20 protein-coding genes are annotated in these 25754 nt (G+C 71.9%); 8 read left to right on the top strand and 12 right to left on the bottom strand.

The annotated features are described in order from the left end of the window. Positions 1-464 precede the first annotated feature (464 nt). The 3 genes from QQM67_RS10490 (at position 465) to QQM67_RS10480 (ending at position 3809) form a co-directional block, all read left to right on the top strand. Positions 465-1073 carry a hypothetical protein gene (locus QQM67_RS10490; RefSeq protein ID WP_314173417.1) on the top strand — a complete coding sequence of 203 codons (609 nt, stop codon included), beginning with the start codon at positions 465-467 and terminating at the stop codon, positions 1071-1073. After that, complete coding sequence (locus tag QQM67_RS10485) at positions 1073-2647, top strand: NADH-ubiquinone oxidoreductase-F iron-sulfur binding region domain-containing protein (RefSeq protein WP_314173416.1); 1575 nt, start codon at positions 1073-1075, stop codon at positions 2645-2647. The genes QQM67_RS10490 and QQM67_RS10485 overlap by 1 nt, the downstream gene beginning before the upstream one ends. A gap of 259 nt (positions 2648-2906) precedes the next feature. Beyond that, entirely contained in the window at positions 2907-3809 is a 903-nt protein-coding gene (locus QQM67_RS10480) for an SCO0930 family lipoprotein (protein ID WP_314173415.1), read from the top strand. Positions 3810-4269: 460 nt separating this feature from the next. Here QQM67_RS10480 and QQM67_RS10475 read toward each other — a convergent pair whose 3' ends face one another. The 4 genes from QQM67_RS10475 to QQM67_RS10460 all read right to left on the bottom strand — a co-directional run bounded on the left by QQM67_RS10475 (position 4270) and on the right by QQM67_RS10460 (position 9048). Continuing rightward, entirely contained in the window at positions 4270-5259 is a 990-nt protein-coding gene (locus QQM67_RS10475) for a sugar-binding transcriptional regulator (protein ID WP_314173414.1), read from the bottom strand. Positions 5260-5482: 223 nt separating this feature from the next. Then, positions 5483-6178: a ribulose-phosphate 3-epimerase gene (gene rpe, locus QQM67_RS10470; RefSeq protein ID WP_314173413.1), complete on the bottom strand. Its 696-nt coding sequence runs from the start codon at positions 6176-6178 to the stop codon at positions 5483-5485. Between the two features lie 452 nt (positions 6179-6630). Further along, a complete protein-coding gene (locus QQM67_RS10465; RefSeq protein WP_314173412.1) occupies positions 6631-8061 on the bottom strand; it encodes an SLC13 family permease in 1431 nt (476 codons plus the stop codon). 222 nt (positions 8062-8283) lie between these two features. After that, entirely contained in the window at positions 8284-9048 is a 765-nt protein-coding gene (locus QQM67_RS10460) for an IclR family transcriptional regulator (protein ID WP_314173411.1), read from the bottom strand. A gap of 98 nt (positions 9049-9146) precedes the next feature. Between QQM67_RS10460 and QQM67_RS10455 the strand changes: the two genes are divergently transcribed. From QQM67_RS10455 to QQM67_RS10440, 4 genes are all read left to right on the top strand, one after another. Further along, positions 9147-10322, top strand: a complete 1176-nt coding sequence (locus QQM67_RS10455; protein WP_314173410.1) for a pyridoxal-phosphate-dependent aminotransferase family protein — start codon at positions 9147-9149, stop codon at positions 10320-10322. An 88-nt stretch (positions 10323-10410) separates the two neighbouring features. Continuing rightward, on the top strand, positions 10411-13476 hold the full coding sequence (locus tag QQM67_RS10450) for an FAD-binding and (Fe-S)-binding domain-containing protein (protein WP_314173409.1): 3066 nt from the start codon (positions 10411-10413) through the stop codon (positions 13474-13476). Further along, positions 13473-14639 (top strand): CaiB/BaiF CoA transferase family protein, encoded by a 1167-nt coding sequence (locus QQM67_RS10445; protein ID WP_314173408.1) that lies wholly within the window; start codon positions 13473-13475, stop codon positions 14637-14639. Before QQM67_RS10450 ends, QQM67_RS10445 begins: the two co-directional genes overlap by 4 nt. Continuing rightward, positions 14636-15448, top strand: coding sequence for an enoyl-CoA hydratase (locus QQM67_RS10440; protein WP_314173407.1), 813 nt, complete (start codon positions 14636-14638; stop codon positions 15446-15448). Before QQM67_RS10445 ends, QQM67_RS10440 begins: the two co-directional genes overlap by 4 nt. 48 nt (positions 15449-15496) lie before the next feature. Here QQM67_RS10440 and QQM67_RS10435 read toward each other — a convergent pair whose 3' ends face one another. Together QQM67_RS10435 and fmt are read right to left on the bottom strand one after the other, a co-directional pair. Beyond that, on the bottom strand, positions 15497-16951 hold the full coding sequence (locus tag QQM67_RS10435; protein ID WP_314173406.1) for an RsmB/NOP family class I SAM-dependent RNA methyltransferase: 1455 nt from the start codon (positions 16949-16951) through the stop codon (positions 15497-15499). A gap of 219 nt (positions 16952-17170) precedes the next feature. Then, positions 17171-18127, bottom strand: a complete 957-nt coding sequence (gene fmt / locus QQM67_RS10430; RefSeq protein ID WP_314173405.1) for a methionyl-tRNA formyltransferase — start codon at positions 18125-18127, stop codon at positions 17171-17173. Between the two features lie 262 nt (positions 18128-18389). On the opposite strand from fmt, the gene QQM67_RS10425 reads away from it, so the two are divergent. Further along, positions 18390-18992 (top strand): hypothetical protein, encoded by a 603-nt coding sequence (locus QQM67_RS10425; protein WP_314173404.1) that lies wholly within the window; start codon positions 18390-18392, stop codon positions 18990-18992. An 87-nt stretch (positions 18993-19079) separates the two neighbouring features. On the opposite strand, the gene QQM67_RS10420 is transcribed toward QQM67_RS10425, so the two are convergent. The 6 genes from QQM67_RS10420 to mihF all read right to left on the bottom strand — a co-directional run bounded on the left by QQM67_RS10420 (position 19080) and on the right by mihF (position 25638). Next, on the bottom strand, positions 19080-21290 hold the full coding sequence (locus QQM67_RS10420; protein ID WP_314173403.1) for a primosomal protein N': 2211 nt from the start codon (positions 21288-21290) through the stop codon (positions 19080-19082). A gap of 140 nt (positions 21291-21430) precedes the next feature. Continuing rightward, entirely contained in the window at positions 21431-22642 is a 1212-nt protein-coding gene (gene metK, locus QQM67_RS10415; RefSeq protein ID WP_314173402.1) for a methionine adenosyltransferase, read from the bottom strand. A gap of 290 nt (positions 22643-22932) precedes the next feature. Further along, positions 22933-24156: a bifunctional phosphopantothenoylcysteine decarboxylase/phosphopantothenate--cysteine ligase CoaBC gene (coaBC, locus tag QQM67_RS10410; protein ID WP_314173401.1), complete on the bottom strand. Its 1224-nt coding sequence runs from the start codon at positions 24154-24156 to the stop codon at positions 22933-22935. A 158-nt stretch (positions 24157-24314) separates the two neighbouring features. Continuing rightward, positions 24315-24590 carry a DNA-directed RNA polymerase subunit omega gene (gene rpoZ / locus QQM67_RS10405; protein WP_028431631.1) on the bottom strand — a complete coding sequence of 92 codons (276 nt, stop codon included), beginning with the start codon at positions 24588-24590 and terminating at the stop codon, positions 24315-24317. A gap of 46 nt (positions 24591-24636) precedes the next feature. Then, positions 24637-25233 (bottom strand): guanylate kinase, encoded by a 597-nt coding sequence (gmk, locus tag QQM67_RS10400; RefSeq protein ID WP_314173400.1) that lies wholly within the window; start codon positions 25231-25233, stop codon positions 24637-24639. A gap of 81 nt (positions 25234-25314) precedes the next feature. Continuing rightward, positions 25315-25638 (bottom strand): integration host factor, actinobacterial type, encoded by a 324-nt coding sequence (gene mihF, locus QQM67_RS10395; RefSeq protein ID WP_028431629.1) that lies wholly within the window; start codon positions 25636-25638, stop codon positions 25315-25317. Positions 25639-25754 lie beyond the last annotated feature (116 nt).

Below are 25754 nucleotides of genomic sequence, written 5' to 3'. Positions count from 1 at the left end.
TGAGGGTCCCCCTGCTTCCCCTGAAGGGGCATCATCGACACCGCGGGGTGCGGCGGCGATCCCACTGCCAGAATTTGTCACAGAGCGATAAAACCTGTGAAGGTCCCGGGGAGTTCCGAGATGCTTCTGCATCCCGACCACCGCATTCTGGTCGCGCAAAGTAGAGAGCTTCACACCGGAACGTCACGGGTCATTCCCGATTCAACTGCTTTGCGGTATACGGCAGATGCGGGACCGAGGGTCAGGGTCGGACTCGGCGACAGTGCGATCGGAAGATCCGGATGCCCCCAGAACAGATCCGTGTCCCGCCAGCGAAGCGCCGCCCCACGGCGCTCGCAGCCTCCAGGCGAGGTGACGTCTCCCCTCGCCAGGGCCGTCAGCGCTCGGCACAGGGTCCCAGACTCCAGGTCGAGACCCCCGGACGCGGCACCGCGGCACGATTCGTCCCCCGCTACACCGCGTTCGTGATCGCGTCGACGCTCGCGATCGTCTTCGCGATCAGCAATCAGTCGATGGACAGATTGTGGGCATTCGTCGAATTCGGGTCAGGAGTCTTCGCGCTTCTGCTGCTGACATTCTCGGTTCTGTGGGGCGTGGCCGCCGCGGACCGGTTCCTTCTGGACCCGAATCACCGGCTTATCGCCCAGGCCATTCACCGGGGCTCCGCCGTGGGCGGCCTCGGCTTCCTCGGGCTGCACATCTGGTCGAAGATCGCGCTCGGGTCGACCAGTTGGCAGGCGGCGGCGATACCCGGGCTGGACCCGGCCCAGCCGATCCTCATCGGGCTGGGCACGGTCGCGGGATATCTCTTCGTGGCGGTGACGGTGACAGGCGCCGTGCGGGGCGCCTTCGCACGCAAGGGTCAGTCACGTCTGTGGCGGGCCCTGCACATGACCGCCTATCTGGCGTGGGGCGCTTCCCTGGTGCACGGCCTGCGCGCGGGCCGCGCGGTGCAGGACTGGGTGGACTGGGGATACGCCATAGCCCTTACCGGCGTGACCGTCGTCCTGATGATGCGGCTCGCCCCCGGGCGTAATACGTCATCGGCCGACAAGCGCAAGAAGGAGCAATAGTGACATCTGTCGTGCCCTCCCCCGTCTCCGCGTCCAACGCGGACGCGGTGCCCTCCCTCGCCTCGTTCGGGCCGCCACGGCTGCTCGCGGGTCTGGGCACCGGCGCGGGGTGGACCCGGCGCCTGGAGCGCGTCGGCCACCTGACGGTGCACGGAACGATGCCCGAACTGCGGCTCGAAGAGCTGGTCGATCTCGCCGAGAACATCGATCTGCGGGGCCGGGGCGGTGCGGGCTTCCCCTTCGCCCGCAAGCTCAAGGCCGTCATCGAATCGGCCCACCGGCGCCAGCAAGCGCGTGCGGCCGTCGTGGTCAACGGCAGCGAGGGCGAGCCGAGTTGCCTGAAGGACACCGCGCTGCTCCTGTTCACGCCGCACCTGGTGCTGGACGGAGCGATGCTCTGCGCACGGGCGCTCAACTCCGATGAGATCAACGTCGCCGTGACGCGTCCCGACGTCGAACGCTCCGTGCGGGACGCCGTCGCCGAACGCGGCCCCGGCGGCCCGCGCATCCGCGTCATACGCATGCCGGAACGCTTCGTCACGGGCGAGTCCAGCGCGACCGTCAGCGGACTCAACCAGCTGCCGGTGCTGCCGTCCGGCACCGGCGTACGTGCAAGCGACGCCGGTGTGGACGGGCTGCCCACGCTGCTGTCCAACACCGAGACCTTCGCCCAACTCGCCGTCGCCGCACGCCTGGGCGCCCTCGACTACCGCAACGTGGGCCTGCCCACGGAGCCGGGCACCGTGCTGCTGACGGTGGGCGGCGACAAGGTCGTCGAGACGCCGACCGGCGCCCCCCTGCCGTACATCCTCGGGCTGTGCGGCATCGACCCGGGGCAGGGCGTGCTGATCGGCGGCTACCACGGGCGCTTCCTGGAGCGGGACTCGTGCTGGCAGGCGCGGATCTCGCGTGACGCGCTCGAAGCGCTCGGCTCGACGCTGGGCGCCGGCGCGGTGCTTCCGCTGCCCGAAGGCACGTGCCCCGTCGGCGAGATCGAGCTGGTGGCCCGCTGGATGGCGGACGAGTCGGCGGGACAGTGCGGTCCCTGCTTCCTGGGTCTGCCCGCGCTCGCCGACACCGTGGCCTGGGCCGCGGACGGCGGCGGCCAGGAGGCCCTGAACGCGATCCGGGCGCGGACCAGGGGCGTCAAGGGCCGCGGAGCGTGCGGCCACCCCGACGGCACGGCACGGTTCGTGGAGTCGGGGCTGAAGATCTTCGCGGAGGACTTCGAAGCACACGCGCTCGGCCGCGGGTGCGGCAGGCCCGTCTTCGGCTGCCTGTCCGTGCCCGAGGAGGTGCAGCTCGAGGCGGGCTACCGACCGCCCGAACGCCCCGAGCGCCCGCAGCGCGGAGTGCCGCAGCTGGAGCAGCAGAAGCAGAAGCGGCTCGTCGTCGACTGGACGCTGTGCCAGGGACACGGGCTGTGCGCCGGCGTGGTCCCGGACATGATCGAGCTGGACATCGACGGCTACCCGACGGGCGCCTCGGCCACGATCCACCCGCACATGACCAAGCAGGCCCAGCGCGCGGTGCGGCGCTGCCCGGCTCTGGCGCTGCGGATCGTCGAGCGGTAGGTCTCACGGGCCGCCGCGGCGGCCCGTGAGCCCGTACACCGGGCGAGAGCAGGCGGGAGACAGGCGGGGACGGAGGTACGCGGCCGGAGGCAGCCGGAAGCCCAACTGGCCGCGTACCAGGGCGACTTCACGGCCAGCACATTTGCCCCGGTGGCGGAACCCTGCCGTTTGGCACGATCGGACAACTTTCCGCCGCCCCAAACACTCCTGCACCAGACTCACATGCCAGCCACACATAGCCAGCACTGAAGGAGCGGTCATGGGTAAGCAGCGTCACGTGGCTCTGATCGGATCGGCGATCGTCCTCGCGGTGTTCGCTACGGGATGCGGCTACGGCCAGAATGACTACTCCGGCCAGAAGATCAAGCCGGCCGGGCAGGCCGCCGACAGCAACCAGGACGGCAGCGACTCGAGCGGCACCGGCAAGCGCGACGCCCCGGCCAAGTCGCTGGAGGTCAAGCCCACGGCCAAGCTGGGCGACGTGGTCACCGACTCGAAGGGCTGGACGCTCTACCGCTACGACGAGGACACCGCGTCCCCGTCGCAGTCCAACTGCAACGGCGACTGCGAGAAGATGTGGCCGCCGGTGCCGGCGAAGGACGCGCAGGCTTCCGCGGGTATCTCCGGCGAAGAGCTCGGCAAGGTCAAGCGCAGCGACGGCTCGTGGCAGCTGACGCTCGGCGGCTGGCCGGTCTACCGCTACGCCAAGGACAGCAAGCCCGGCGAGATCGAGGGCCACGGCGTCGGCGGCATGTGGAACGCCCTGGCCCCCGACGGCAGCAAGGCGAGCGCGCGCAACGCCAAGCAGCTGAAGGCCGTCGACAACCCGGAACTCGGCAAGATCCTCGCCGACGCCAAGGGCCACACGCTCTACCGGTTCGACAAGGACTCGGCCTGGCCGATGAAGTCCAACTGCAAGGGCGAGTGCCTGAAGTCGTGGGTGCCGGCGAAGCCCGTCGACAAGGACAAGGTCGAAGGCGTCAACCCGAAGCTGCTCAGCACGTACAAGCGCGCCGACGGCACGGAGCAGCTGTCGATGGACTGCTGGCCGCTGTACTGGTTCAAGGGCGACAAGAAGGCCGGAGACATCAACGGCCAGGGCAAGATGGGTCTTTGGCACGCGGCCACCGACGAGGGCAAGAAGGCCGGCGTCGCGAAGTGACCCGCTGAAGGCGGCACCGACGGGAGTCCCCTCCAGGGCCCGCACCCCCGCGCACCGTTCCGACGGACCGCGCAGGGAGCGGGCCCTGAGGGTTTTCCGGGCCCGCGAATCCCTGAACGCCTTTCTGAGGCCCTGGAGAAAGCGTTGTCATGTATAGGGCCAAGCGGTGTACGCGAGGCGCTCAGAAGCCACTCTGAGCGCCCTCAGGCCCTTCCTCCTCCGTCGTCACGGGTGCGGGGGTGACGCCGTACGGTCCGCTCAGCGGGTCAACTCCGGTCAGAACAGGGCTCTTCGGGCAGCGCTTCCGGTGGCGCGACCTGTGGCACGACGGTGGTACGACCGATGGCGGCACGCGGACCGCTCCCGCGGCGTGAACCCAACTCGGGCCCGGCGGACGGGAGTTCGGGTCGCCCACGCGACGAAGGTGACGGCGCGGGCGCCACGGACGGAGCCGAGGGGCTCAGGAGCCGTCCGGGTCGGCCCGCTCCAGTGCGGGCTTCGGCCCGGGCTCGGCTTCCGTCAGCAGATAGTCGGCGGCAGCGGTGTCGGTGACGATGCTGGTGACCAGGCCGGAGCGCAGCACCGCGCCGATGGCCTCCGCCTTGCGCTGCCCCCCGGCGATGGCGATCACCTCGGGGACGCGGCGCAGGCGCTCGGCCTCGACGGTGATGCACCGCTCCCCCAGGTCGCGTCCGATGCGCCGCCCGCTCGTGTCGAAAAGGTGCGCCGACATCTCGGCCGCCACCCCGAGCGAGGAGTAGTGCTCGCGCTCCGAGTCGCTGAGCATGTCGTGGACGGTGGAGATGCCGGGCTCCCACGAGCCGATCGAGACGGCGGCGACCGTCACCTTGTCGAAGTACTCGAAGGCGCGGGCGATGCCGGTCTGGCTGCGCAGCGCGGCGGCCGTGGCGGAGTCGGGCAGCAGCATCGGGGCGTAGACGGGGTGCGCCTCTCCCCCGGCCACCTCCGCGGCCCGCCGTACGGCCTCGACCGATCCGCGGTCGGCCGTCCCCGCGTCGTAGACGCCGGTGAGCTGGACGACCGTGCACGGCGGCAGCTGGCGCAGCGCGGCGGCCATGTGCGTGGTGGAGCGACCCCAGGCGAGGCCGAGCACATCGCCTTCGGTGACGAGCTCCCCGAGCAGCCCCGCGGCGACCTCGCCCAGGTTCTCGGGGTCGGCGCCGTCGTCGGCGGCCTCGGAGGGCGATTCGACGACGACCACGTGCCGGAGCCCGTAGCGGGCACGGAGCGCGTCCGACCGGTCGGCGTCCAGCTCCGCGGGGACTCTGATCTCGATGCGGACCAGGTCCCGCTCCAGCGCCGTCTCCAGCACCCGTGCCACCTTGAAGCGGCTCACGCCGAACTCGTCCGCGATCTGGATCTTCGACTTGCCCTCAAGGTAGAAGCGGCGTGCCATGGCCGCCGCCTGCATGAGCTCGGCGGGTCCCATTCGTGTGGTCCGACCCGACGACACCGCACTCACCTCACTGTCTTGCCGTACGTACGCATCAGCGCTGGGCGTTCATCCTTGCAGATCCCGGGTGACCTCGATCCCACTCTTGCGCCTGCGTGCGCCCCTGCGGGGTGTTCCGGAGCCTGAGTCCAGTGTGCGCGCACGGGCGCCGGAACCGGATCCGCAGGACGGGGCCAGGGCGGACGGCCTCTCCGGCCGCTCAGGAGGCGGCGCTGTTCCCGTCTCCCCCGGCGGCCCGGCGCGCCGCCTCCTCCGCCTGCTGCCGCAGACCCCGTACGGCCGCGGCGGGGTCGTCGGTGCCGTAGACCGAGGACCCCGCGACGAAGACGTCCGCCCCGGCCTCGGCGCACTGCTCGATCGTGGAGGCCGAGACGCCCCCGTCGACCTGGAGCCACATCTGAAGGCCGTGCTTGTCCATCAGGCGCCGGGCCCGGCGGATCTTCGGCAGCATGATGTCGAGGAAGGCCTGCCCGCCGAATCCCGGCTCGACCGTCATCACCAGCAGCATGTCCAGCTCGGGCAGCAGGTCCTCGTACAGCTCGACGGGGGTGGCGGGCTTGAGCGCCATCGACGCGCGGGCGCCGAGCGCCTTGATCTCCCGTGCGAGCCGTACGGGTGCGGCGGCGGCCTCGGCGTGGAAGGTGACGGAGCCGGCGCCGGCGTCGACGTACTGCGGCGCCCAGCGGTCCGGCTCCTCGATCATCAGATGGCAGTCCACCGGGATGTCGGTCGCCTTGCTCAGCGCCTCGACGACGGGCGCCCCGAGCGTGAGGTTGGGGACGAAGTGGCCGTCCATGACGTCGACATGGAGCCAGTCCGCGCCTGTCACCGCGTCGGCCTCGGCCGCGAGACGTGCGAAGTCGGCCGAGAGGATGCTGGGGCTGATCTGAGCCATGTGCCTGGTGCCTGCCTGTCTCGACTCCGGGACCGGGGAGCGTTCCGCCCGGTCCCGCATGTGCTGCCCCCGTGCCGTGCGGCTTCGGGGCGTCCGGGTACCGCACGCCGGATGATGCCATCCCAGCTGGCGGCGGAGTCGCGCGGCCACCCGCAACGAGCCGCGGAGGGCTTCTCCCGGTCCGCATTACGGAGCGCGGGGCCGGCGGCTACCGAGGACTCACCTAGGGGGCGACCCTGCCGGTGAGGAAGGCTGCCCGGCAGCTCGGCGAACTCCGAGCGTCACGGGCATCGGACCAGCCCCTTCAACCAGCCGCTGGGCGACCGCCGTACCGGCCTGTATCTGACGGGCGGCTTCGACGGCGGGAGGCCTGCCGTCGGCTGACACACGGGCGGGCGCCCCCGGGGAGCTGTCCGCTCCGCCGTGGCGCCCGCCCGCCTCGTACGTACGTGTCAGAGCCAGCCCGGGACGACGAACAGCAGCCACGTCACCGGCGGCGCGATGGCGACCATGCTGAACCCCCAGACCATCAACCTGCGGAACACCGTGTCCCGTTGCTCCGCGGGCGAGTTGGCCGTCACCAGCGCGCCGCTGGTCGAGAACGGCGAGGAGTCCACGACCGACGAGGAGATCGCCAGCGCGATGATCAGGCCGACGGCGCCGACGTGACCGCCCTGGAGGAAGGGCACGGCCAGCGGGATCAGCGCGCCGAGGATGCCGGTGGTGGAGGCGAAGGCGGAGACGACCGCGCCGATCAGGCAGATCAGCAGGGCGCCCAGCAGCGGAGCGTTGATGGAGGCCACGCTCTTGCCGAGCCAGTCGATGGTCCCCATGTTCTCCATCATGGTGACGAACGTGACGATGCCGCAGACGAGAAGCACGGTGGACCACGCGCAGGCGTCCACTGCGCCCTTGGCGGACGCGGGGTTCACGAGCGTGAGCACGACACCCACGGTGAGCGCCATCATCCCGGGGTCGAGGTCGAAGAAGAGCGACCCGACGACCATGCCGACCAGACCGACGAGCGTGAGGATCCGGATGCCGGTGAGTTCCACGGCCTCGTCGCCGACGACGACCTCGGAACTGCCCGCGCCGGATGGGGCGGTAGCGGGTGCCGGGGCTCCACCGCCCTTCGCGGCCGCCGGTCCGGTGCCGCCGGCCGATTCCTGCGCCGGTTCGCCGCCGGACCCGGCGGGTGCGCCGGCCGTCACCAGCGAACCGCCCTCGTCGTCCTCGGAGTCCGCCGCCTTCTCCGGCGGTTCGTCTTCCGCGCGGCGGCCGAGCAGGCTGCGTCCGCCGAACAGGAAGAAGAGAACAAGACTGAGGATCACGTTGAAGAGGAACGAGCTGAGGAAGAGGAGCGTGGGATTTCCGTCAAGCTCGTTCCGCTCGACGACGCCGTTCGTGATGCTGCCGAAGATGCTGATCGGGGAAAAGCCGCCGGCACTGGCGCCGTTGATGATGAGCAGACCCATCAGCACCGGATTGATCCGGTAGCGCACGCAGAATCCCATGCCGATGGGCGCGATGATTCCCACGGCCGCCGGAACGACCGCGCCCGACGCCGTCAGCACCGCCGTGACCAGGAACATCACCCAGGGGATGAGCGCAATTCTGCCGCCCACGGCCCGGGTCGCGGAATGGACGAGCCAGCCCACGGTGCCGTTGTTCTTGGCGATGGCGAAGAGGAATGTGACACCGACTAGCACGACGAACAGGTCGCCTGGGAAGCCGCCGAATATGTCGTCTGCGGACTGGCCGACGAATCCGCTTCCGATCACAAAGGCAGCCACGATCGCTAGCGCGCCCATATGGACCGACGTGAAGGTGGCGATGGCGAATACCAGCACCAACCCTGTGATGGCTATGACGTGATCTGACACGAGGCTTCCTCGCCTTCGGTCGTACGGTCACTAGAAAAGGCGTGCCGGCACGTGCCTGAACGGGATCGGAGGCCTTTCCGGGACCTCTGACTCCGCCCTTGCGAGCGCTTCTGGGGATTGCCCGCAAAACGCCAAACTATTCCGCGATCCGGAATCCGGTTTTCGCCTTGGGTGAGTATGAGAGGGGGGTCTGGGCCCGTCAAGAGCCCCGGCGAGGATCCTTCATCTCGCGCCGCCCTCCTCGTGCGCGCGTCCCAGAGCTGTGCTGATTCTCTTGGCCGCTTCGCTGACGAGAGCCCCGTACACGGGTCTCGCGTCGTCGGTCATGCGGCTCGTCGGGACGTTGACGCTGATGCTCGCGACGGGCAGTCCGCCCTCCCCGATGACGGCCGACGCGACGGCCGAGACGTCCGACCGCCACTCGCCGCTGTTGGTGGCCCAGCCGCGCTCGCGCGTCCTGGCCAGCTCCACGCGCAGCTGCGCCGGGTCCGTGATCGTGGTGTCGGTGAACTCCCGCAGCCCCTGGGCGATGTAGCGCTCCACCGCCTCCAGGGGGTCCGCCGCGAGCACGGCCTTGCCGTTGGCGGAGGCGTGCACGGCGAGGTTCTGACCGAGCGGCAGGATGATCCGTACGGGCTGGGAGGTCTCCAGACGCTCGACGAGCACGACCTTGCTGCCCTCGCGCACCGCGAGGTGGATCGTCTCGTCGGTGCGGCGGCGCAGCTCCTCCATCACCGGCAGCGCGATGTCGCGCAGGCCCAGCTCGTCGGTCGCGTGCCGGCCGACGTGCAGGGCCTTGGTGGTGACGACCCATCGGGTGGGAACCGAACCGGTGGCCCGGATCCAGCCCGCCTCCTTCAGCGTGACGAGCGTGCGCTGGACCGAGGACTTGGGCAGGCCCATGGCCCGCGCCAGGTCGGCGACGCCGATCGGCTGCCGGACGGCGATCTCTTCGAGGGCCCGGAGGGCGTTGAGAACGTTCTGCATCCATTGACTCGTTCCGTGGGGGAACCTTAGGCTCCAGCGTGCCGCGAGACGATACAGCGTGCCGCTGAGCGGCACAACCCTTTGCGAGGAGACGGCCCATGACGCCGCGTACCGGTCGCCACTTCCTTCAGATCCCCGGGCCGACGAACGTTCCCGACCAGGTGCTGCGCGCCATGGCGGCGCCCACGATCGACCACCGCGGTCCGGAGTTCTCAGCGCTGACGCTGCGTCTGCTGGAGGCACTGGGGCCGGTCTTCGGCACGTCCGGACCCGTCGTGATCTATCCCGCCTCGGGGACGGGCGCCTGGGAGGCCGCACTGGTCAACACCCTCAGCCCGGGCGACCGGGTCCTCAGCTTCGAGACGGGGCACTTCTCCACGTTGTGGCGGGAGATGGCCGGCTCGCTCGGCCTGGAGACCGGCACCGACTTCGTCCCCGGCGACTGGCGGCACGGCGCCGACCCGGACGCACTCGCCGAGCGGCTCGCGGCCGACACCCAGCACGCGATCAAGGCCGTCTGCGTCGTGCACAACGAGACCTCGACCGGCGTGACCAGCCGCGTCCCGGAGATCCGCCGTGCCATGGACGAGGCGGGCCACCCGGCGCTGCTGCTCGTCGACACCATCTCCTCGCTCGGCTCCATCGACTACCGGCACGACGAGTGGGGCGTCGACGTCACCGTGGCCGGCTCGCAGAAGGGGCTGATGCTGCCGCCCGGCCTGAGCTTCAACGCCGTCAGCGACAAGGCGCTCGCGGCCTCCCGGACGGCGCGGCTGCCGAAGGTCTTCTGGGACTGGCACGCGGTCATCGAGGCGAACCGGCAGGGCTCGTTCCCGTACACCCCCGCCACCAACCTGCTCTACGGGCTCGAAGAGGCGCTGCGGATGCTGGCCGAAGAGGGCCTGCCGCACGTCTTCGCCCGGCACGCGCGGCACGCCGCCGCGACGCGAGCGGCCGTGCGCGGCTGGGGACTTGAGGTTCTCTGCCTCGACGAGCGCGAGCACTCCGGTTCGCTCACGGCCGTGCTGATGCCGGACGGGCACGACGCCGACAAGGTCCGCAAGATCATCCTGGAGCGCTTCGACATGTCGCTGGGTGCCGGTCTCGGGCGGCTCGCGGGGCGCGTCTTCCGCATCGGCCACCTCGGGCACCTCGGCGACCTCACCCTCGCGGGGACTCTCGCCGGGGTGCAGATGGGGCTCCAACTCGCCGGTGTGCCCGTCGACCCGGGCGGCCTCGGCGCCGCCCTGGAAACGCTGCGCGACGCCGAATGACCGCCTGCCCCCGCCCCGCGCTTCTGCCGGGCCGCGCCGAGCGGCCACCGGTACCGCAGCGTCCACGAGCACTTGGAGTCCGCACCACATGACAGCGATCAGCGGCGACGCACCGTCCGCGCCCGCCACGGCGGCATCGGCCCGCGAGGTCGAGGCCCTGCTGCGCGGCACGGTCGAGGGCGAGGTCCTCTTCGACGACTACACTCGGCACCTGTTCTCGCGCGACGCGAGCATGTACGCGATCGAGCCGATGGGTGTCGTCTTCCCACGCCACGCCGGCGACGTGCAGGCCGCGGTGGCGGCCGCCGTCGAGGCCGGCATCCCCGTCGTGCCCCGAGGCGCCGGGACGTCCCTCGCCGGGCAGACCGTCGGCCCCGGTCTCGTACTGGACCTCTCGCGCCACATGAACCGCATCGTGGAGATCGACACCGAGCGGCGGACCGCGCTCGTCGAGACCGGCGTCGTACAGGACCAGCTCAACCGGGCCGCGGCCGCGCACGGACTGATGTTCGGACCCGACACCTCGACGAGCAACCGCGCCACCGTCGGCGGGATGATCGGCAACAACTCCGCGGGCAGCGGCTCGATCCGCTACGGGATGACCATCGACCACGTCCGCGAACTGGACGTCGTGCTCTCCGACGCGACACGGGCGCACCTCGCCCCCCTCACCGAGGCCGAGCGCCGCCGGCGCGCGGAACTGCCGACGCTGGAGGGCCGCCTGTACCGCGAACTGCCGCGCATCGTCCGGGAGAACGCCGAGGCGATCGCCGAGGGCATGCCGCAGTTCTGGCGCCGCGCCTGCGGATACCGGCTGGACAGACTGGCGGCCGCGGCCGCGGGCGTGGGAGCGGGCCCGGGTGTGGGCGCGGGCGCAGGAGCGGGCGGGGAGTTCGATCTGGCGAAGTTCGTCGTCGGCTCGGAGGGCACCCTCGTGCTGGCCACGCAGGCCCTCGTCGACCTCGTGCCCAAGCCCGCCCGTACGGTGATCGCCGTCGGGCACTTCACCTCCGTCGCCGGAGCGATCGCCGCCACCGAGGACGCGCTGGCCTGCGACCCGGCCGCGGTCGAGATGATGGACCGTACGATCCTCGACCTGTCGCGCGAGAAGATCGAGTACGCCTCACTGAGCACCATCCTCGAAGGCGACCCGGAGGCGCTCCTCTTCGTCAGCTTCACCGGCGACGACGAGCGCGACCTCATCGGCAACCTGGAGCGGCTCACGGCTCTCTGGCGGCGCCACGGCCACGGCTACCACACCCTCCAGGCCGTCACCCCGGCCCAGCAGGGGTCGCTGCTGAAGGTCCGCAAGTCCTCTCTCGGGCTGCTGATGGCCGCCAGCGAGGGCACCCGCCGACCGCTGGCCTTCATCGAGGACACGGCGGTCGACCCGCTCCATCTCGCCGACTACACACGGCGCTTCAAGCAGGTGCTGGACCGGCACGGGCTCAACGCGGGCTTCTACGGCCACTGTTCGGTCGGCTGTCTGCACATCCGGCCCTTCGTCGACACCACCGACCCCGCGCAGGTCGCGACGATGCGCACCGTCGCGGAGGAGATCAAGGACCTCGTGCGCGAATACGGCGGCGTCAACTCCAGCGAACACGGCGACGGCCTGGCACGCAGCGAGTTCAACCGCGAGATCTTCGGCGACGACCTCTACGAGGCGATGCGCCGCGTCAAGGGGCTCTTCGACCCCGGCGACCGGCTCAACCCGGGCAAGATCGTGGACGCGCCCGCCATGACCGACAACCTCCGCGACCCGGCGCTGCCGCCCGCCGGACCGCTGCGCACCCGGCTGGACTTCGAGGTGGTCGGCGGAATGCGGGGCGCCGCGGACCGCTGCATGAACATCGGGCTGTGCCGCAAGGCCGACGCCGGCACGATGTGCCCCTCGTACATGGCGACGCTCAAGGAGGAGGACTCCACCCGCGGCCGCGCCAACGCCCTGGTCAAGGCGCTCTCCGAACCCGATCCGCACCGGGCGCTCGGCGACGGGCGCCTCCACGAGGTCCTCGACCTGTGCCTGATGTGCAAGGCCTGCAAGAGCGAGTGCCCCCTCGGCGTCGACATGGCCACCCTCAAGGCGGAGTCGCTGGCCCACCACCACGACGAGCACGGAGTCCCGCGCAGATCACGGGTGTTCGCCTCGATCCGTTCGCTGAACCGGCTGGGCTCGGCGGCGGCTCCGCTGTCGAACCTCCCCGGGCGCGTTCCGTTTCTGCGCGCCCTGCTGGACCGCTGGCTCGGCATCACGCCGTCCCGTCCGCTGCCGGTGTTCGTACGGGGCAATCTCGTGCGCTGGTTCCGGCGGCGCGAGCGCGCGCGGACCTCCGCACCGGGGTCCGCGCCTCCCGGGCCGCAGGGCACGGTCACGTATCTCGCCGACTCCTTCACCACCTACACCGAGCCCGGCATCGGCCGTGCCGCCGTCGAGCTTCTGGAACGGGCGGGCTGGCACGTCGCGTTGGAGTCCCGGGGCTGCTGCGGCCGCTCCGCCTTCTCCAAGGGCCTGCTCGACGAGGCGAAGGACCAGGCGCGCAGACTGACGAGACTCCTGTCGGAGACGGCGCCCGCGGGCTCGCCCGTCGTCGGATGCGAGCCCTCGTGCCTGATGACGCTCCGCGACGAGCACCGGGCGATGCTGCCGCGGGACGAGGCGGTGGCGGACGTCTCCGGCCGCGTACGGCAGGTCGAGGAGCTGCTCACCGAGGCGATCGACGACGGGCGGCTGAGCCTCGCCCCCGAAGCGTGGCCCGCCGGGAAGCGCATCCTCTACCACGGCCACTGCCACCAGAAGGCCGAGGTCGGCACCGCGGCGACCGTGGCGCTGCTGAAGCGCATCCCGGGCGCCGAAGTCGTCGAACTCGACGCGGGCTGCTGCGGGATGGCCGGTTCCTTCGGCTTCGAGTCCGAGCACTACGAGACGTCCATGACCGTCGGCAACGACCGGCTCTTCCCCGCGATCGCCGCCGAGGACGAGAGGACCGTCGTCGCCGCGAGCGGCGTCTCCTGCCGGCAGCAGATCTTCCACGGCACCGAACGCACCGCCTGGCACCCGGTGGAGCTGGTGCGCGCGGCGCTCCTCACCGCGGCCGGAGCCACCGGCCAAGCCCCCGGAGCCGCCCGCCCGGAAGGAGGGACGCAGCAGTGAGCACCGGCCATGCCTCCGGCGCACTCGACGGCGTACGCGTCATCGACCTCACCCAGGTGATGGCGGGCCCGTACTGCACGATGCTCCTCGCCGACCTCGGCGCGGACGTGATCAAGGTCGAACCGCCCGGCGCCGGCGACCAGATCCGCAGCTCGTGGGACTCCCCGGAGCCCGGCCACGACAGCCCCTCCTTCCACGCGCTGAACCGCAACAAGCGCAGCGTGACGCTCGATCTGCGCTCCGAGGAGGGGCAGCGGGAGTTCCGCGCACTCGTCGCCGGCGCCGACGTCGTCGTGGAGAACTTCCGTCCGGGAGTCGCCGACCGCCTCGGCGTGGGCTACGAGGCCGTGCGCGAGACCAGACCGGACGTCGTCTACGCGTCCATCTCGGGCTTCGGGCAGTACGGCCCGTACGCGGACCGCCCCGGCTACGACCTCATCGCCCAGAGCATGGGCGGCGCCCTCAGCGTCACCGGCGAGCCGGGCGGGCCGCCGGTCAAGTGCGGCCTGCCGATTGGCGATCTGGGCGCGGGCATGCTGTGCGCGGTCGGCATCCTCGGCGCGTACGTGCACAGGACGCGCACCGGAGAGGGCCAGTATCTGGAGACGTCGCTGTACGAGGCGGTGCTGGCGATGTCGGTCTGGGAGTCGACCGAGTTCTTCTCCACCGGGCGGGCGCCGGCGCCCCTCGGCTCGGCCCACCGGATGTCCGCGCCGTACCAGGCCGTGCGTACCGCGGACGGTCACGTCACGATCGCCGCCAACAACCAGCGCCTGTGGGAGCGGCTGTGCCTCGCGCTCGGCCTCGGACACCTCGCCGACGACGAGCGGTTCGCCACCAACACGGCCCGCATGGAGCACCGGGCGGAGCTGATCGCCCTGCTGGAGGGGAGGCTCGCGGCCGAGCCCACGGCCGAGACGGTCGCAAGGCTCCTCGACGCCGGTGTGCCTGCCGGCCCGATCCTCGACTACGAGCAGATACTCGGCAGCGACCCCGACCCGCACGCCGAGGCGCGCGGCATGGTCGAGGAGTACGAGCACCCCGTGTCCGGCCGGAAGCGGGTCCTCGGCTTCCCCGTGAAGCTGGGCCGCACCCCGGCGCGGATGCGCCGCCATCCCCCGCTCCTCGGCGAGCACAACGACGAACTCCTGGGAGACGCATGATCGTCGAGGAACAGACTCCGTCCGTCAGCTGGCGCGAGGAGGCCGTGCCGGGCGACACCGAGGGACGCGCCGCGCACCTCACCCTCTCCAACCCGGTCCGGCGCAACGCGCTCACGCTGGAGATGTACGACCAGCTCCGCGAGGCCTGCGAGGAGATCGACGCCGCGCCGCAGGTCCGGGTGACGGTGCTGCGCGGAGCGGGCGGGCAGGCCTTCGCCGCGGGCACCGACATCCGCGAGTTCCGTGCCTTCACGAACGGCGCCGACGGCGTGGCCTACGAGCAGCGCGTCGCGCGCGCCCTGGACCGGCTCGCCGCGCTGCGCATGCCCGTGATCGCCGCCGTCGAGGGACCCGCCGTGGGCGCCGGGGTCGCGCTGACCGCCTGCTGCGACATCGTGGTGTGCACCCCGGACGCGGTCTTCGGGGCGCCCATCGCCCGTACGCTCGGGAACTGCCTCGCACCGGCCGTCGTCGCGCGGCTGTACGCGAGCCTGGGCCGCGCCCGCACCCTCCGCGCGCTGCTGACGGCCGAACTGATCGGCGCCGAGGAGGCGCACGAGGCGGGCCTCGTCTCCGAGATCGCCGACTCCGGCGGACTCGACGAGCACATCGCCGGGCTCACGGCCCGCATCGCCGGCTGCGCGCCGCTGACCCTGGCCGCGCTGAAGGAGGCGGACCGGCGCGTGCTGAGCGGCTCGGCGCCCGGCTCCGCCGAGGACCTCTACGAACTGTGCTACGGCAGCCGCGACTTCAGCGAAGGGGTCTCCGCCTTCCTCGACAGGCGCGCTCCGCGGTGGCAGGGCCGCTGACGGGCGTGATGTGTGCGGTGACGTGTGCGCCGCCGCCGGGCGCGCTCCTCAGCCGCCGGCGGACGTGCGCCGCAGCAGCGCCAGATACATCGCGTCGGTGCCGTGCAGATGGGGCCAGAGCTGTACGTCGGGGCCGTCGCCGAGACCGGGCATGTCCGGCAACAGCGGGCGGGCGTCGATGAGTTCGGCACCGGTCTCCTTGACCAGGTCGTCGACGACGGCGCGGGTCTCCGCCGGATGCGGCGAGCACGTCGCATAGCCGACGACGCCGCCGACGCGTGCGGCGTTCAGCGCCTGCCGCAGCAGATCGCGCTGGAGCGGCGCGAACCCCGGCACGTCCTCCGGCCGCCGCCGCCAGCGCGCCTCGGGGCGGCGCCGCAGCGCCCCCAGCCCCGTACACGGGACGTCGACGAGCACCCGGTCGAAGGCGCCGGGGCGCCAGGCGGGACGGGTGGCGTCGGCCGTGACGACCGCGTACGGACCGGGGTTGCCCTCCAGGGCACGGCTCACGAGCCCCGCGCGGTGCGGCTGCTTCTCCGCGGCGAGCAGCACCGCGCCGCGCTGGGCGGCCAGCGCCGCGAGGAGCGCCGCCTTGCCGCCGGGCCCGGCGCAGCCGTCGAGCCACCGCTCGTCCGGGTTGGTCTCCCCGTCGGTCTCTTCGCCTCCGGTGGACGGCGCGGGCTCCAGCGGTGCGGCGGCCAGGGCGAGCGCGACGAGCTGGCTTCCCTCGTCCTGCACTCCGGCACGCCCTTCCCGTACGGCCTCCAGCTCCCCCGGGTCGCCGCCCTCGGCGAGCCGCACGGCGTGGGGCGACCACCGCCCGGGGGCGGCGTCCCCGGTGAGCAGCTCCTCGGCCGTGGCGCGGCCGGGACGGGCGACGAGCGTCACCTCGGGCCGCTCGTTGTCCGCTTCCAGCAGCTCCTCCATGCCGGCGCTGCCGCCGCCGAGGGCGTCCCAGAGCGCGGAGACGATCCACCGGGGGTGTGCGTGACGGACGCCCAGGTGCTCCTCCGGGTCGTCGTCGTAGGGCGGCGCGACCTTGTCCAGCCAGCCGTCCAGATCGTCGGCGGAGATCTTGCGCAGCACGGCGTTGACGAACTTGGCCCGCCCGTCGCCCAGTACGACGCGGGCGAGTTCGACGGTTGCGCTCACCGCGGCGTGCGTGGGGATGCGCGTGCCCAGCAGCTGGTGGGCGCCGAGGGAGAGCACGTCCAGTACGGGCGGGTCCACGTCGCGCAGCGGCCGGTCCACGCACTCCGCGATGATCACGTCGTATGTGCCCTGCCACCGCAGCGTGCCGTAGACGAGTTCGGTTGCCAGCGCCGCGTCCCTGGTGTCGAAGCCGCCCTCGGCGCGGGCCTGCCGCAGCAGCGGCGGCAGTACGAGGTTCGCGTACGCGTCGCGCTCGTCCACCGCGCGCAGCGCCTCGAAGGCGAGTACGCGGACGGGGTCCTTGCGGGGGCGGCGGTAGGGCTTGGCTGGACGGCGCGGCCGATTGCTCACGTGGAAGGTGCTCCGGTGCTGCGAAGAGGAGGTGGGCGGGCGAGGGGCGGTGTCCGCGGGCCGGATGCCCGCGTTCACGGGCCTGTGCTGCCGGCTGGGCGTTCTGCCAGCGTACGCCCGCACACGTGTCCGGCGGACGCGGGTGGAGCGCCGGCGCCGGGCCCCGCGGGAGTCCGCTGCGTTCTCCGCTGGGGTCTCCGCTGGGTTCTCCGAGAGGCCCTACTTCTCCTGCTCCCCCAGCCGTTCGCCCTCCTCCACGCGTACGCCCCGTGCCCAGTCCGCGGCCGTCATCGGCTTCTTCCCCTGCGGCTGCACCCACTGCACCTCGACCGGGTGCGAACCGGTGCCCGCCCACACGGAGTTCTTGCCGGCGAGCAGCTCGCCGGGCGCCAGTTCGGTGCCCGGCGGCACGGGGTGTTCCGGGCGCTGCGTCAGTGAGCGGATCTTCAGCCGCTCCCCGCGGAAGAGGGTCCACGCCCCGGGCGCGGGCGTGCAGCCCCGTACGAGGCGGTCCACCCGCAGCGCGGGCGCGGTCCAGTCGATGCGCGCGTCCTCGACCTCCAGCTTCGGCGCGAAGGAGATTCCCTCCGCGGGCTGCGGCACGGCGCGCAGCGTGCCGTCCTCGATGCCGTCCATGGTGGCGGCCAGCAGCCCGGCGCCCGCGATGGCGAGGCGGGTGAGCAGGTCGCCGCTGGTGTCGGTCTCCCGCACCTTCTCCGTGATCACGCCGTAGACCGGCCCGGAGTCCAGGCCCTCCTCGATGAGGAAGGTGCTCGCACCGGTCAACTCGTCCCCGGCCAGCAGCGCGTGCTGCACGGGCGCCGCCCCGCGCCAGGCGGGAAGCAGCGAGAAGTGCAGGTTGACCCAGCCGCGGGCGGGGACGTCGAGGGCGACGCGCGGGAGCAGCGCACCGTAGGCGACGACGGGAGCGCAGTCCGGCCCGATCTCGCGGAGACGCGCGAGGAAGTCCTCGTCCCGGGGCCGGGCGGGCTTGAGGACCTCGATGCCCGCGTCCTCCGCCCGCTGAGCGACGGGGCTCGGCACCAGGCGGCGTCCGCGCCCGGCACGGGCGTCGGGCCGCGTCACCACGGCAGCCACCTCGTGCCGCTCCGAGGCGATCAGTGCGTCGAGCGCGGGCACGGCGACCTCGGGGGTGCCGGCGAAGACGAGCTTCATCGGTGGGGAGACCTCTCACTGAACGGCGGCGCCGCGGATTCCGCGGTCACGGACGACGACGCGCCAGTCTACGGGCCTCACATTCCGTCACATTGCGTCGCCCGAGGGGGCGTACGGATCTCCGCGCAACCCCGCCGTCTCAACCACGCCCCGCCCAGGCGTGACTCGGGCCGCAGTTGCCGCGTTGGTCAAGTCATATTGACCGAAACGAGCCGTTCAGCGCGGCTCCTATCCTCTGCAAGACGGTTCGAGAGGCTTGTTCATGGCCGACCACGCAACCCACGACGCCCAGGCGAGGGCCAGCCTGCACCTGCTGGTGCGGGACATCGAGCGGGTCCGCCGCCAGGTGGACGCGCTGCGTACCCTCACCGCCCAACTCGGCAATGTCTACCGCCCGCGACGGTCCGCCCCGTCCGCGGGCTTCGTCGTCTACGGACGCGCTCCCGCCCCGACGGTGCGGCTCGCGCAGGAACTGCGGGACAGCGTGGAGACGCTCGTCACCGCGGCAGTCGACTTCGACCGGTCGCTGGGATTCTCCTGGGACGCCGTGGGATCCGCGCTCGGAGTCACCAAGCAGGCGGTGCACCGCCGTTACGGATCGCGCCGCAACGCCTCGCGTGAACTGGCCGAGCAGGACGGGCAGTCCGCCGACGCTCCGGCCTCGTCCGGGGCCGTACCGGCGATCCCGGGCGCGGCGGGCAGCGGGAAGGCCCTCCCGGCGGGGGCCGCCTCACCGTCCGGTGCGCCGTCGAGGTCCGCGGCCGGGAGCGGGAATCCGCTGGCCGCGCCGCGACCGGTGCCCGGTCAGGGCGACCGCGACCGCCACCACAGACCGGGGGCCCTCCCCGGCCCCCGCAACGGCTGACTCCTCCACGGCCGTTGCTCCACCGCCCGGTGGCGTTCCGTACGCCGCCGGGCGGTGTGACGTCCGCACTCCTCACGCCACGGCTCGTCAGCCGATGTCGGTCGGATCGATCCTGATCTGCACCGGTGCACCCTCACGCCGCGTCAGCCGCGCGGCGTGCGCCGTCTTCAGCGCGGACGCGAGTGCCGCGCCGGAGCCCTGAGGCACCCGTACCAGCGCACGGACCCACTGCTCCCCCGCCGGCGGATCGCCGGGGCGGCGCGGGCGGCCCGGCTCGATCACGGGGACCGGCACCGGCCCCAGCACCTCGGCGTCTCCGGGCAGTTCGGCCTGGGAGAGCAGAGCGGACACGGCCTCGGCCCGGCCGCTGACCGCCGCCATCCGTGAGACCGGGGGGAAGCCCAGCTCCGCGCGGTCCGCGAGCTCGCGCACCGCGAAGCCCGCCGGGTCCCAGCGCACCAGCGCCTGCACGGGCCGCAGCGTGGGCTCGGCGACGATCAGCACGGTCCCGTCCGAGCCCTCCGCCCCGCTCACTCCCGCTCCCTCTCCCCCGTCATCGGTCTCTTCCGCGGTCTCCTTCTCGCCCCCGCCTCCCGGCCGTACGAGCGCGGCGGCCGACAGCCATCTGCGCAGCGCCTCCTCCCCGGCGCGCAGATCGGGACGGCCCAGCAGCGCCCAGCCGTCCAGCAGCAGCGCGGCCGCATATCCGGCGCCCTCCGCGACGGGCTCCGCACCGGGCGTGGAGACGACGATCGCCGGGGAGTCCGGGACGCTGCCCAGTACGTGATCACGCCCCGAGGTGCGCACCGGCACCGAGGGGAACGCCCTCCCCAACTCCTCAGCTGTGCGCCGCGCTCCGAAGACCTGACCACGCAGCCGCACCCCACCGCACTGCGCGCAGTGCCAGTCGGGCGCCTCGCGTGCGCACCAGCCGCAGCGCAGCGCTCCGCCTTCCTCCAGCGCTTCGAGCGGCCCCGAGCAGTGCCGGCACCGGGCGGGTGCGCGGCACCGCTCGCACGACAGCCGCGGTACGTAGCCGCGCCGCGGCACCTGCACCAGGACGGGGCCACGGCGCAGCGCGTCCCGCGCCGTGTTCCAGGCCAGGCTGGGCAGTCGAGCCGTGCGGGCCGCGGGGTCGCGGGCCTCGTCGTACTCGCCGACCGTACGGATCAGGGGCGCCGTCCTGCGCAGCGTCTCCCTGTCGGCCTCCAGGGGCCGCGCCCAGCCCGACTCGACGAGCTGCGCGGCCTCGACGGTGACGCTGTGCCCCCCGAGCAGAAAGCCCGCCTGCTCGGTGACGGCACGCTGGAGCAGCACCTCCCGTGCGTGCGGCTGCGGGGCGTGGTCGTCGCTGTGGGCGGCGTCCCCGTCGTCCCACAGGACGGCCAGCCCGAGATCGCGCACCGGCGCGAACATCGCCGCCCTCGTCCCCACCACCGCGCGCACCGAGCCGCGGTTGACCGCGAGCCAGCGCGCATAGCGCTCCTCGGGCCCGGACTCGGCGGTCAGCAGCACGTGCCGCCCCTCGCCGAGCAGCGAGGTGAGCGCATCGTCGACCCGCTGCGCCGCGCGCCCGTCGGGCAGCACCGCCAGCGCACCCCGGCCCGATGCGAGCGCCGCGGCCACGGCCCGCGCGAGCTCGTCGGGCCAGTGCGGTCCGGGCAGCGCCGCCCATACGGCACGGGGGGTGCCGCCCTCGGCCAGCGCGCTCAGATATCCCGCGCCCTCGGCGTACCGCTCCCAGGTCCCCGGGGCGGGCGGCTCCGGCGAGGGCCGCGGCTCGGGTGAGGCGCGCTTCTCCGCGCGGGCCATGCGCGGAGGCACCGCCAACTGCACGACGTCCGCGAGCGATCCGGCGTACCGGTCGGCGACCGCGCGGCACAGCCGGAGCAGCTCAGGCGTGAGCACACGCTCCGGCGAGAGCACCTGGGCGATCGGCGCCAGGGTCCCCGGATAGTCGCTGCGGGCGACCCGCTCCACGACGAACCCGTTGATCAGCCGCCCGCCCTCACGCCGCCCCTCCTTCTCCCCCGCGCCGAACCGCACGCGCACCCGCACTCCGGGCTGCGCCTCCTCGTCCATCGCCGCCGGCACCGCGTAGTCGAAGTACCGGTCGAGATGTACGAGCCCCTTGTCCACCAGCACCCGCGCCACGGGCCGCTCCGAGGCCAGCTCCGCCCCCCGCCACGTCCGCGGCTTCGCCTTCGGCGGCTTGCGCTTCCGCACGGTCTCCCGCAGCAGCGCGAGCTGCTCCGGCGCCTCACCGGATGACTCCTGTTCCCCGTCACCGCTGCTCACAGCGTTCAGTCATAGCAGACGCCACGGACAGCACCGGCCTGCGGCCGCAGGGGACCGCCCTGAGCCGAGCACGACGAGGCCCGGCCGCCCCGTGAAGGGCGGCCGGGCCCGGAGTCCGTGCGCTCGGCGGTGCGGGGTGCTTACAGCCCGACGGCCTTGCGCAGTGCGTCCACGCGGTCCGTGCGCTCCCAGGTGAAGTCCGGGAGTTCGCGGCCGAAGTGGCCGTACGCCGCGGTCTGGGCGTAGATCGGACGCAGCAGGTCGAGGTCGCGGATGATCGCGGCCGGGCGGAGGTCGAAGACCTCGCCGATCGCCTGCTCGATCTTGTCCACGTCGACGGTGGCGGTGCCGAAGGTCTCGACGAAGACGCCCACCGGCTCGGCCTTGCCGATCGCGTAGGCGACCTGGACCTCGCAGCGGGTGGCCAGTTCGGCGGCCACGACGTTCTTGGCGACCCAGCGCATCGCGTACGCCGCCGACCGGTCGACCTTGGAGGGGTCCTTGCCGGAGAAGGCGCCGCCGCCGTGGCGGGCCATGCCGCCGTAGGTGTCGACGATGATCTTGCGGCCGGTCAGGCCGGCGTCGCCCATGGGGCCGCCGATCTCGAAGCGGCCGGTGGGGTTGACCAGCAGCCGGTAGCCGCTGGTCTCCAGCTTGACGCCGTCCTCGTCGACGAGGCGCTTGAGCTCCGGCTCCACGACGTACTCACGGATGTCGGGGGCGAGCAGGGAGTCGAGGTCGATGTCCGCGGCGTGCTGCGAGGAGACCACGACGGTGTCGAGGCGGACGGCCTTGTCGCCGTCGTACTCGATGGTGACCTGCGTCTTGCCGTCGGGGCGCAGGTAGGGGATCGTGCCGTTCTTGCGGACCTCGGACAGGCGCTCCGAGAGCCGGTGGGCCAGCTGCACCGGCAGCGGCATGTACTCGGCGGTCTCGTCGCAGGCGTAGCCGAACATCAGGCCCTGGTCGCCGGCGCCCTGCTTGTCGAGCTCGTCCTCGTCGCCCTCGACGCGGTTCTCGTACGCGGTGTCGACGCCCTGCGCGATGTCGGGCGACTGGGCGCCGATGGACTCCGAGACGCCGCAGGAGGCGCCGTCGAAGCCCTTCTTCGAGGAGTCGTAGCCGATGTCGAGGATCTTGTTGCGCACCAGCGAAGAGATCGGCGCGTAGGCCTTGGTGGTCACTTCACCGGCGACGTGCACCAGGCCGGTGGTGATCAGAGTCTCGACGGCGACCCGCGAGTGCGGGTCTTCCTTGAGCAGCGCGTCGAGGATGGTGTCGCTGATCTGGTCAGCAATCTTGTCAGGGTGACCCTCGGTCACGGATTCCGAGGTGAACAGACGGCGGGACACATCGCTCCCTGGGGTTGCAGCGGCTGCTGGCTATTCAATGGGCGGACCGGTCGGAGGCTGCGCTCTAGCACGCGCTCAAGCACGATCCGCCGCCAGTTTATCCATCTACGGCCGCATCCAATCACGTCGTCTCGAACTTCGAAACCACGGTGACCTGCGTAACCCTGCCCCGAGCGGCGCCCGAGGCGCCCTTGACGGCTCTGCCGTGCAGCGGCCACCTCGTGACATACCGCACAAGCCGGGCCCCACGGAACCGTTGGTTCCGGCCACTCGGGGAGGCCGTTCGGGGATCACGGGAAACGCAGTGCGACCAGGTCCCAAACCGTATCGGACAGCGCTTCTTTGGGGCCGTAGGGGACCGGTGTCTCGCTGCCGTCCGCGCCGAGCACCACGGCCTCGTTCTCCTCGGCGCCGAAAGTCTTCCTCTCGCCCACCTCGTTGACGACGAGAAGGTCGCATCGCTTGCGCGCGAGCTTGGCTCGTCCGTTGGCGAGGACGTCGTCGGTCTCGGCGGCGAAGCCGACGACGATCTGGCCGGCGCGCGGCCGGTCGGTGGAGAGTTCGGCGAGGATGTCGGGATTGCGCACGAGAGCGACCGGGTCGGGGTCGACGCCGTTGCGCTTCTTGATCTTGCCGGGGGCGTAGACGGCGGGACGGAAGTCCGCGACGGCCGCGGCCATCACGACGGCGTCCGCGTCAGCCGCGGCCTTGACCACCGCCTCCCGCAGCTGCACGGCCGTCTCCACGGTCACCACGTCGACTCCGGCGGGAGCGGCAAGGGTGCTGTTGGCCGCGACCAGAGTGACGCGCGCGCCTCGGGCCGCGGCTGTACGGGCCAGCGCGTAACCCTGCTTTCCGGAGGAGCGGTTGCCCAGGAACCGTACGGGGTCGAGCGGTTCGCGCGTACCGCCCGCGCTGATCACCACGTGCCGCCCGGCGAGGTCGGAGGCCTCGTCCACGCCCCCGCGGTCCAGCACCCGCCGGCACAACTCGTAGATCCTCTCCGGGTCCGGAAAGCGTCCCTTGCCGGTGTCGGCCCCGGTCAGCCGCCCCACGGCGGGCTCGATGACGAGGCAGCCGCGGCGGCGCAGCGTCGCGACGTTCTCCTGCGTGGCCGGGTGCTCCCACATTTCGGTGTGCATCGCGGGCGCGAAGACCACCGGACATCGCGCCGTGAGAAGGGTGTTGGTGAGCAGATCGTCCGCGAGGCCGTGGGCGGCCTTGGCGAGGACGTCGGCGGTGGCCGGGGCGACCACGACCAGGTCTGCGGCCTGCCCGATCCGTACGTGCGGGACCTCGTGGACCGACTCCCACACGTCCGTGGCCACCGGGTTGCCGGACAGCGCGGCGAAGGTCGCGGCGCCGACGAAGTGGAGCGCCGACTCGGTCGGCACCACACGGGTCTCGTGGCCGCTCTCCGTCAGGCGGCGCAGCAGCTCGCACGCCTTGTACGCGGCGATGCCTCCGGTGACTCCCAGAACGACCCTCGGCCGCTCGTGCTGGCGCTGCTCCATCGCTCGCCTCTCCCCACGCGGTGCCCGTCGCTCCGGGCCGGCCTGCCCTGCTTCTGCGTTTCGGCTCACCCGCCCATGACATACCACGGGCCCGGCGGCCGCGCCGCCGGGCCCGTGGGAGAAGCCGGGTGCTGGTCCTGTGCCTGCCGGGAGGCCCGTTACTGCGTGACGGGCACGTCGACGGCCTCGGACGTCAGCAGCCCCGCGTTGATCTCGCGGAGAGCGATCGAGAGCGGCTTCTCGTGGACGTGGGTGTCCACCAGGGGGCCCACGTATTCGAGGAGGCCCTCACCGAGCTGCGAGTAGTACGCGTTGATCTGACGCGCGCGCTTCGCTGCGTAGATCACCAGGCTGTACTTCGAGTCGGTGGCTTCGAGCAGCTCATCAATCGGCGGGTTGATGATGCCCTCGGGCGTGGAGATGGAAGAGGACACGCTCTGCCTTCCGGAGGGTGTGTGAAGGTCGGAAAAAGATCAAGAATCAAGCGATCCGCATCAAGGCTAGCAGCTCGGCGCTGACGTCCTCGACCGAGGTATTGACAAGGGTGACGTCGAACTCTTCTTCTGCCGCCAGCTCCGTACGGGCCACCGCGAGACGGCGCTCGATCACCTCGGGGGCCTCCGTGCCCCGGTCGGTCAGCCGGCGCACCAGTTCCTCCCAGCTGGGGGGCGCGAGAAACACCAGCCGCGCCGAGGGCATCGCCTGCCTCACCAGCCGCGCGCCCTGGAGGTCGATCTCCAGCAGGACGGGCTCGCCGCGTTCCAGATGCTCCAGTACGGGACCGCGGGGGGTGCCGTAGCGGTTGCCCGCGAACTCGGCCCACTCCAGCAGCTCGCCGTTGGCGACGAGCTTGTCGAACTCCTCGTCGCTCACGAAGAAGTACTGCACGCCGTGCACCTCGCCGCGCCGCGGCCTGCGCGTCGTGGCGGAGACGGACAGCCAGACCTCGGGATGGACCTTGCGCAGATGCGCGACGACCGTGCTCTTGCCGACGCCCGAGGGGCCGGAGAGCACGGTCAGCCGCGGCGTGCCGGCGGGAGGTTCGGGGGTGGCCCCCCGGGGGGCTGCGGTACTCATGCAGCGATTATCCCGGTTTTCGGCGGTGCCTTGCCACCACGGCACCGCAGGCCGGAGCCCACGGTGCCGTGCTGTGCGGGGTCAGGCGGACGCGCCGCCGAACTCCCGCTCCAGGGCCGCGATCTGGTTGGAGCCGAGGCCACGTACGCGGCGGCTCTCGGAGATCCCGAGACGCTCCATGATCTGCTTGGCTCGGACCTTGCCGACGCCGGGCAGACTCTCCAGGAGAGCACTGACCTTCATCTTGCCGATGACGTCGTTCTCCTGGCCCTGTTTGATCACATCGTGCAGGGTCGCACCGGAGTGCTTCAGCCGGTTCTTGACCTCGGCGCGCTCCCGGCGAGCCGCGGCGGCCTTTTCGAGCGCGGCTGCGCGCTGTTCAGGGGTAAGGGGCGGAAGAGCCACGCCTACGTCACCTCAGTTAGAACTGTCGGGAAATGGATTCGGTGAGGAACCTCGTAGCCCCGCATGGGCGGGGCAGCAAGCAACGCGCCTGTTCACGCTGCTCCCGACGGAGACTA

Source organism: Streptomyces winkii (assembly GCF_032248595.1).
Lineage (GTDB): Bacteria > Actinomycetota > Actinomycetes > Streptomycetales > Streptomycetaceae > Streptomyces > Streptomyces winkii.
This window is presented reverse-complemented; position numbering and strand designations above follow the sequence as displayed.

Excerpts from the sequence above, each read along its gene's own strand:
- QQM67_RS10480 (WP_314173415.1), top strand. The coding sequence starts at position 2,907 with ATGGGTAAGCAGCGTCACGTGGCTCTGATCGGATCGGCGATCGTCCTC.
- QQM67_RS10475 (WP_314173414.1), bottom strand. The coding sequence starts at position 5,259 with ATGGGACCCGCCGAGCTCATGCAGGCGGCGGCCATGGCACGCCGCTTC.
- rpe (WP_314173413.1), bottom strand. The coding sequence starts at position 6,178 with ATGGCTCAGATCAGCCCCAGCATCCTCTCGGCCGACTTCGCACGTCTC.
- QQM67_RS10460 (WP_314173411.1), bottom strand. The coding sequence starts at position 9,048 with ATGCAGAACGTTCTCAACGCCCTCCGGGCCCTCGAAGAGATCGCCGTC.
- QQM67_RS10455 (WP_314173410.1), top strand. The coding sequence starts at position 9,147 with ATGACGCCGCGTACCGGTCGCCACTTCCTTCAGATCCCCGGGCCGACG.
- QQM67_RS10450 (WP_314173409.1), top strand. The coding sequence starts at position 10,411 with ATGACAGCGATCAGCGGCGACGCACCGTCCGCGCCCGCCACGGCGGCA.
- QQM67_RS10440 (WP_314173407.1), top strand. The coding sequence starts at position 14,636 with ATGATCGTCGAGGAACAGACTCCGTCCGTCAGCTGGCGCGAGGAGGCC.
- fmt (WP_314173405.1), bottom strand. The coding sequence starts at position 18,127 with ATGAAGCTCGTCTTCGCCGGCACCCCCGAGGTCGCCGTGCCCGCGCTC.
- QQM67_RS10425 (WP_314173404.1), top strand. The coding sequence starts at position 18,390 with ATGGCCGACCACGCAACCCACGACGCCCAGGCGAGGGCCAGCCTGCAC.
- coaBC (WP_314173401.1), bottom strand. The coding sequence starts at position 24,156 with ATGGAGCAGCGCCAGCACGAGCGGCCGAGGGTCGTTCTGGGAGTCACC.
- gmk (WP_314173400.1), bottom strand. The coding sequence starts at position 25,233 with ATGAGTACCGCAGCCCCCCGGGGGGCCACCCCCGAACCTCCCGCCGGC.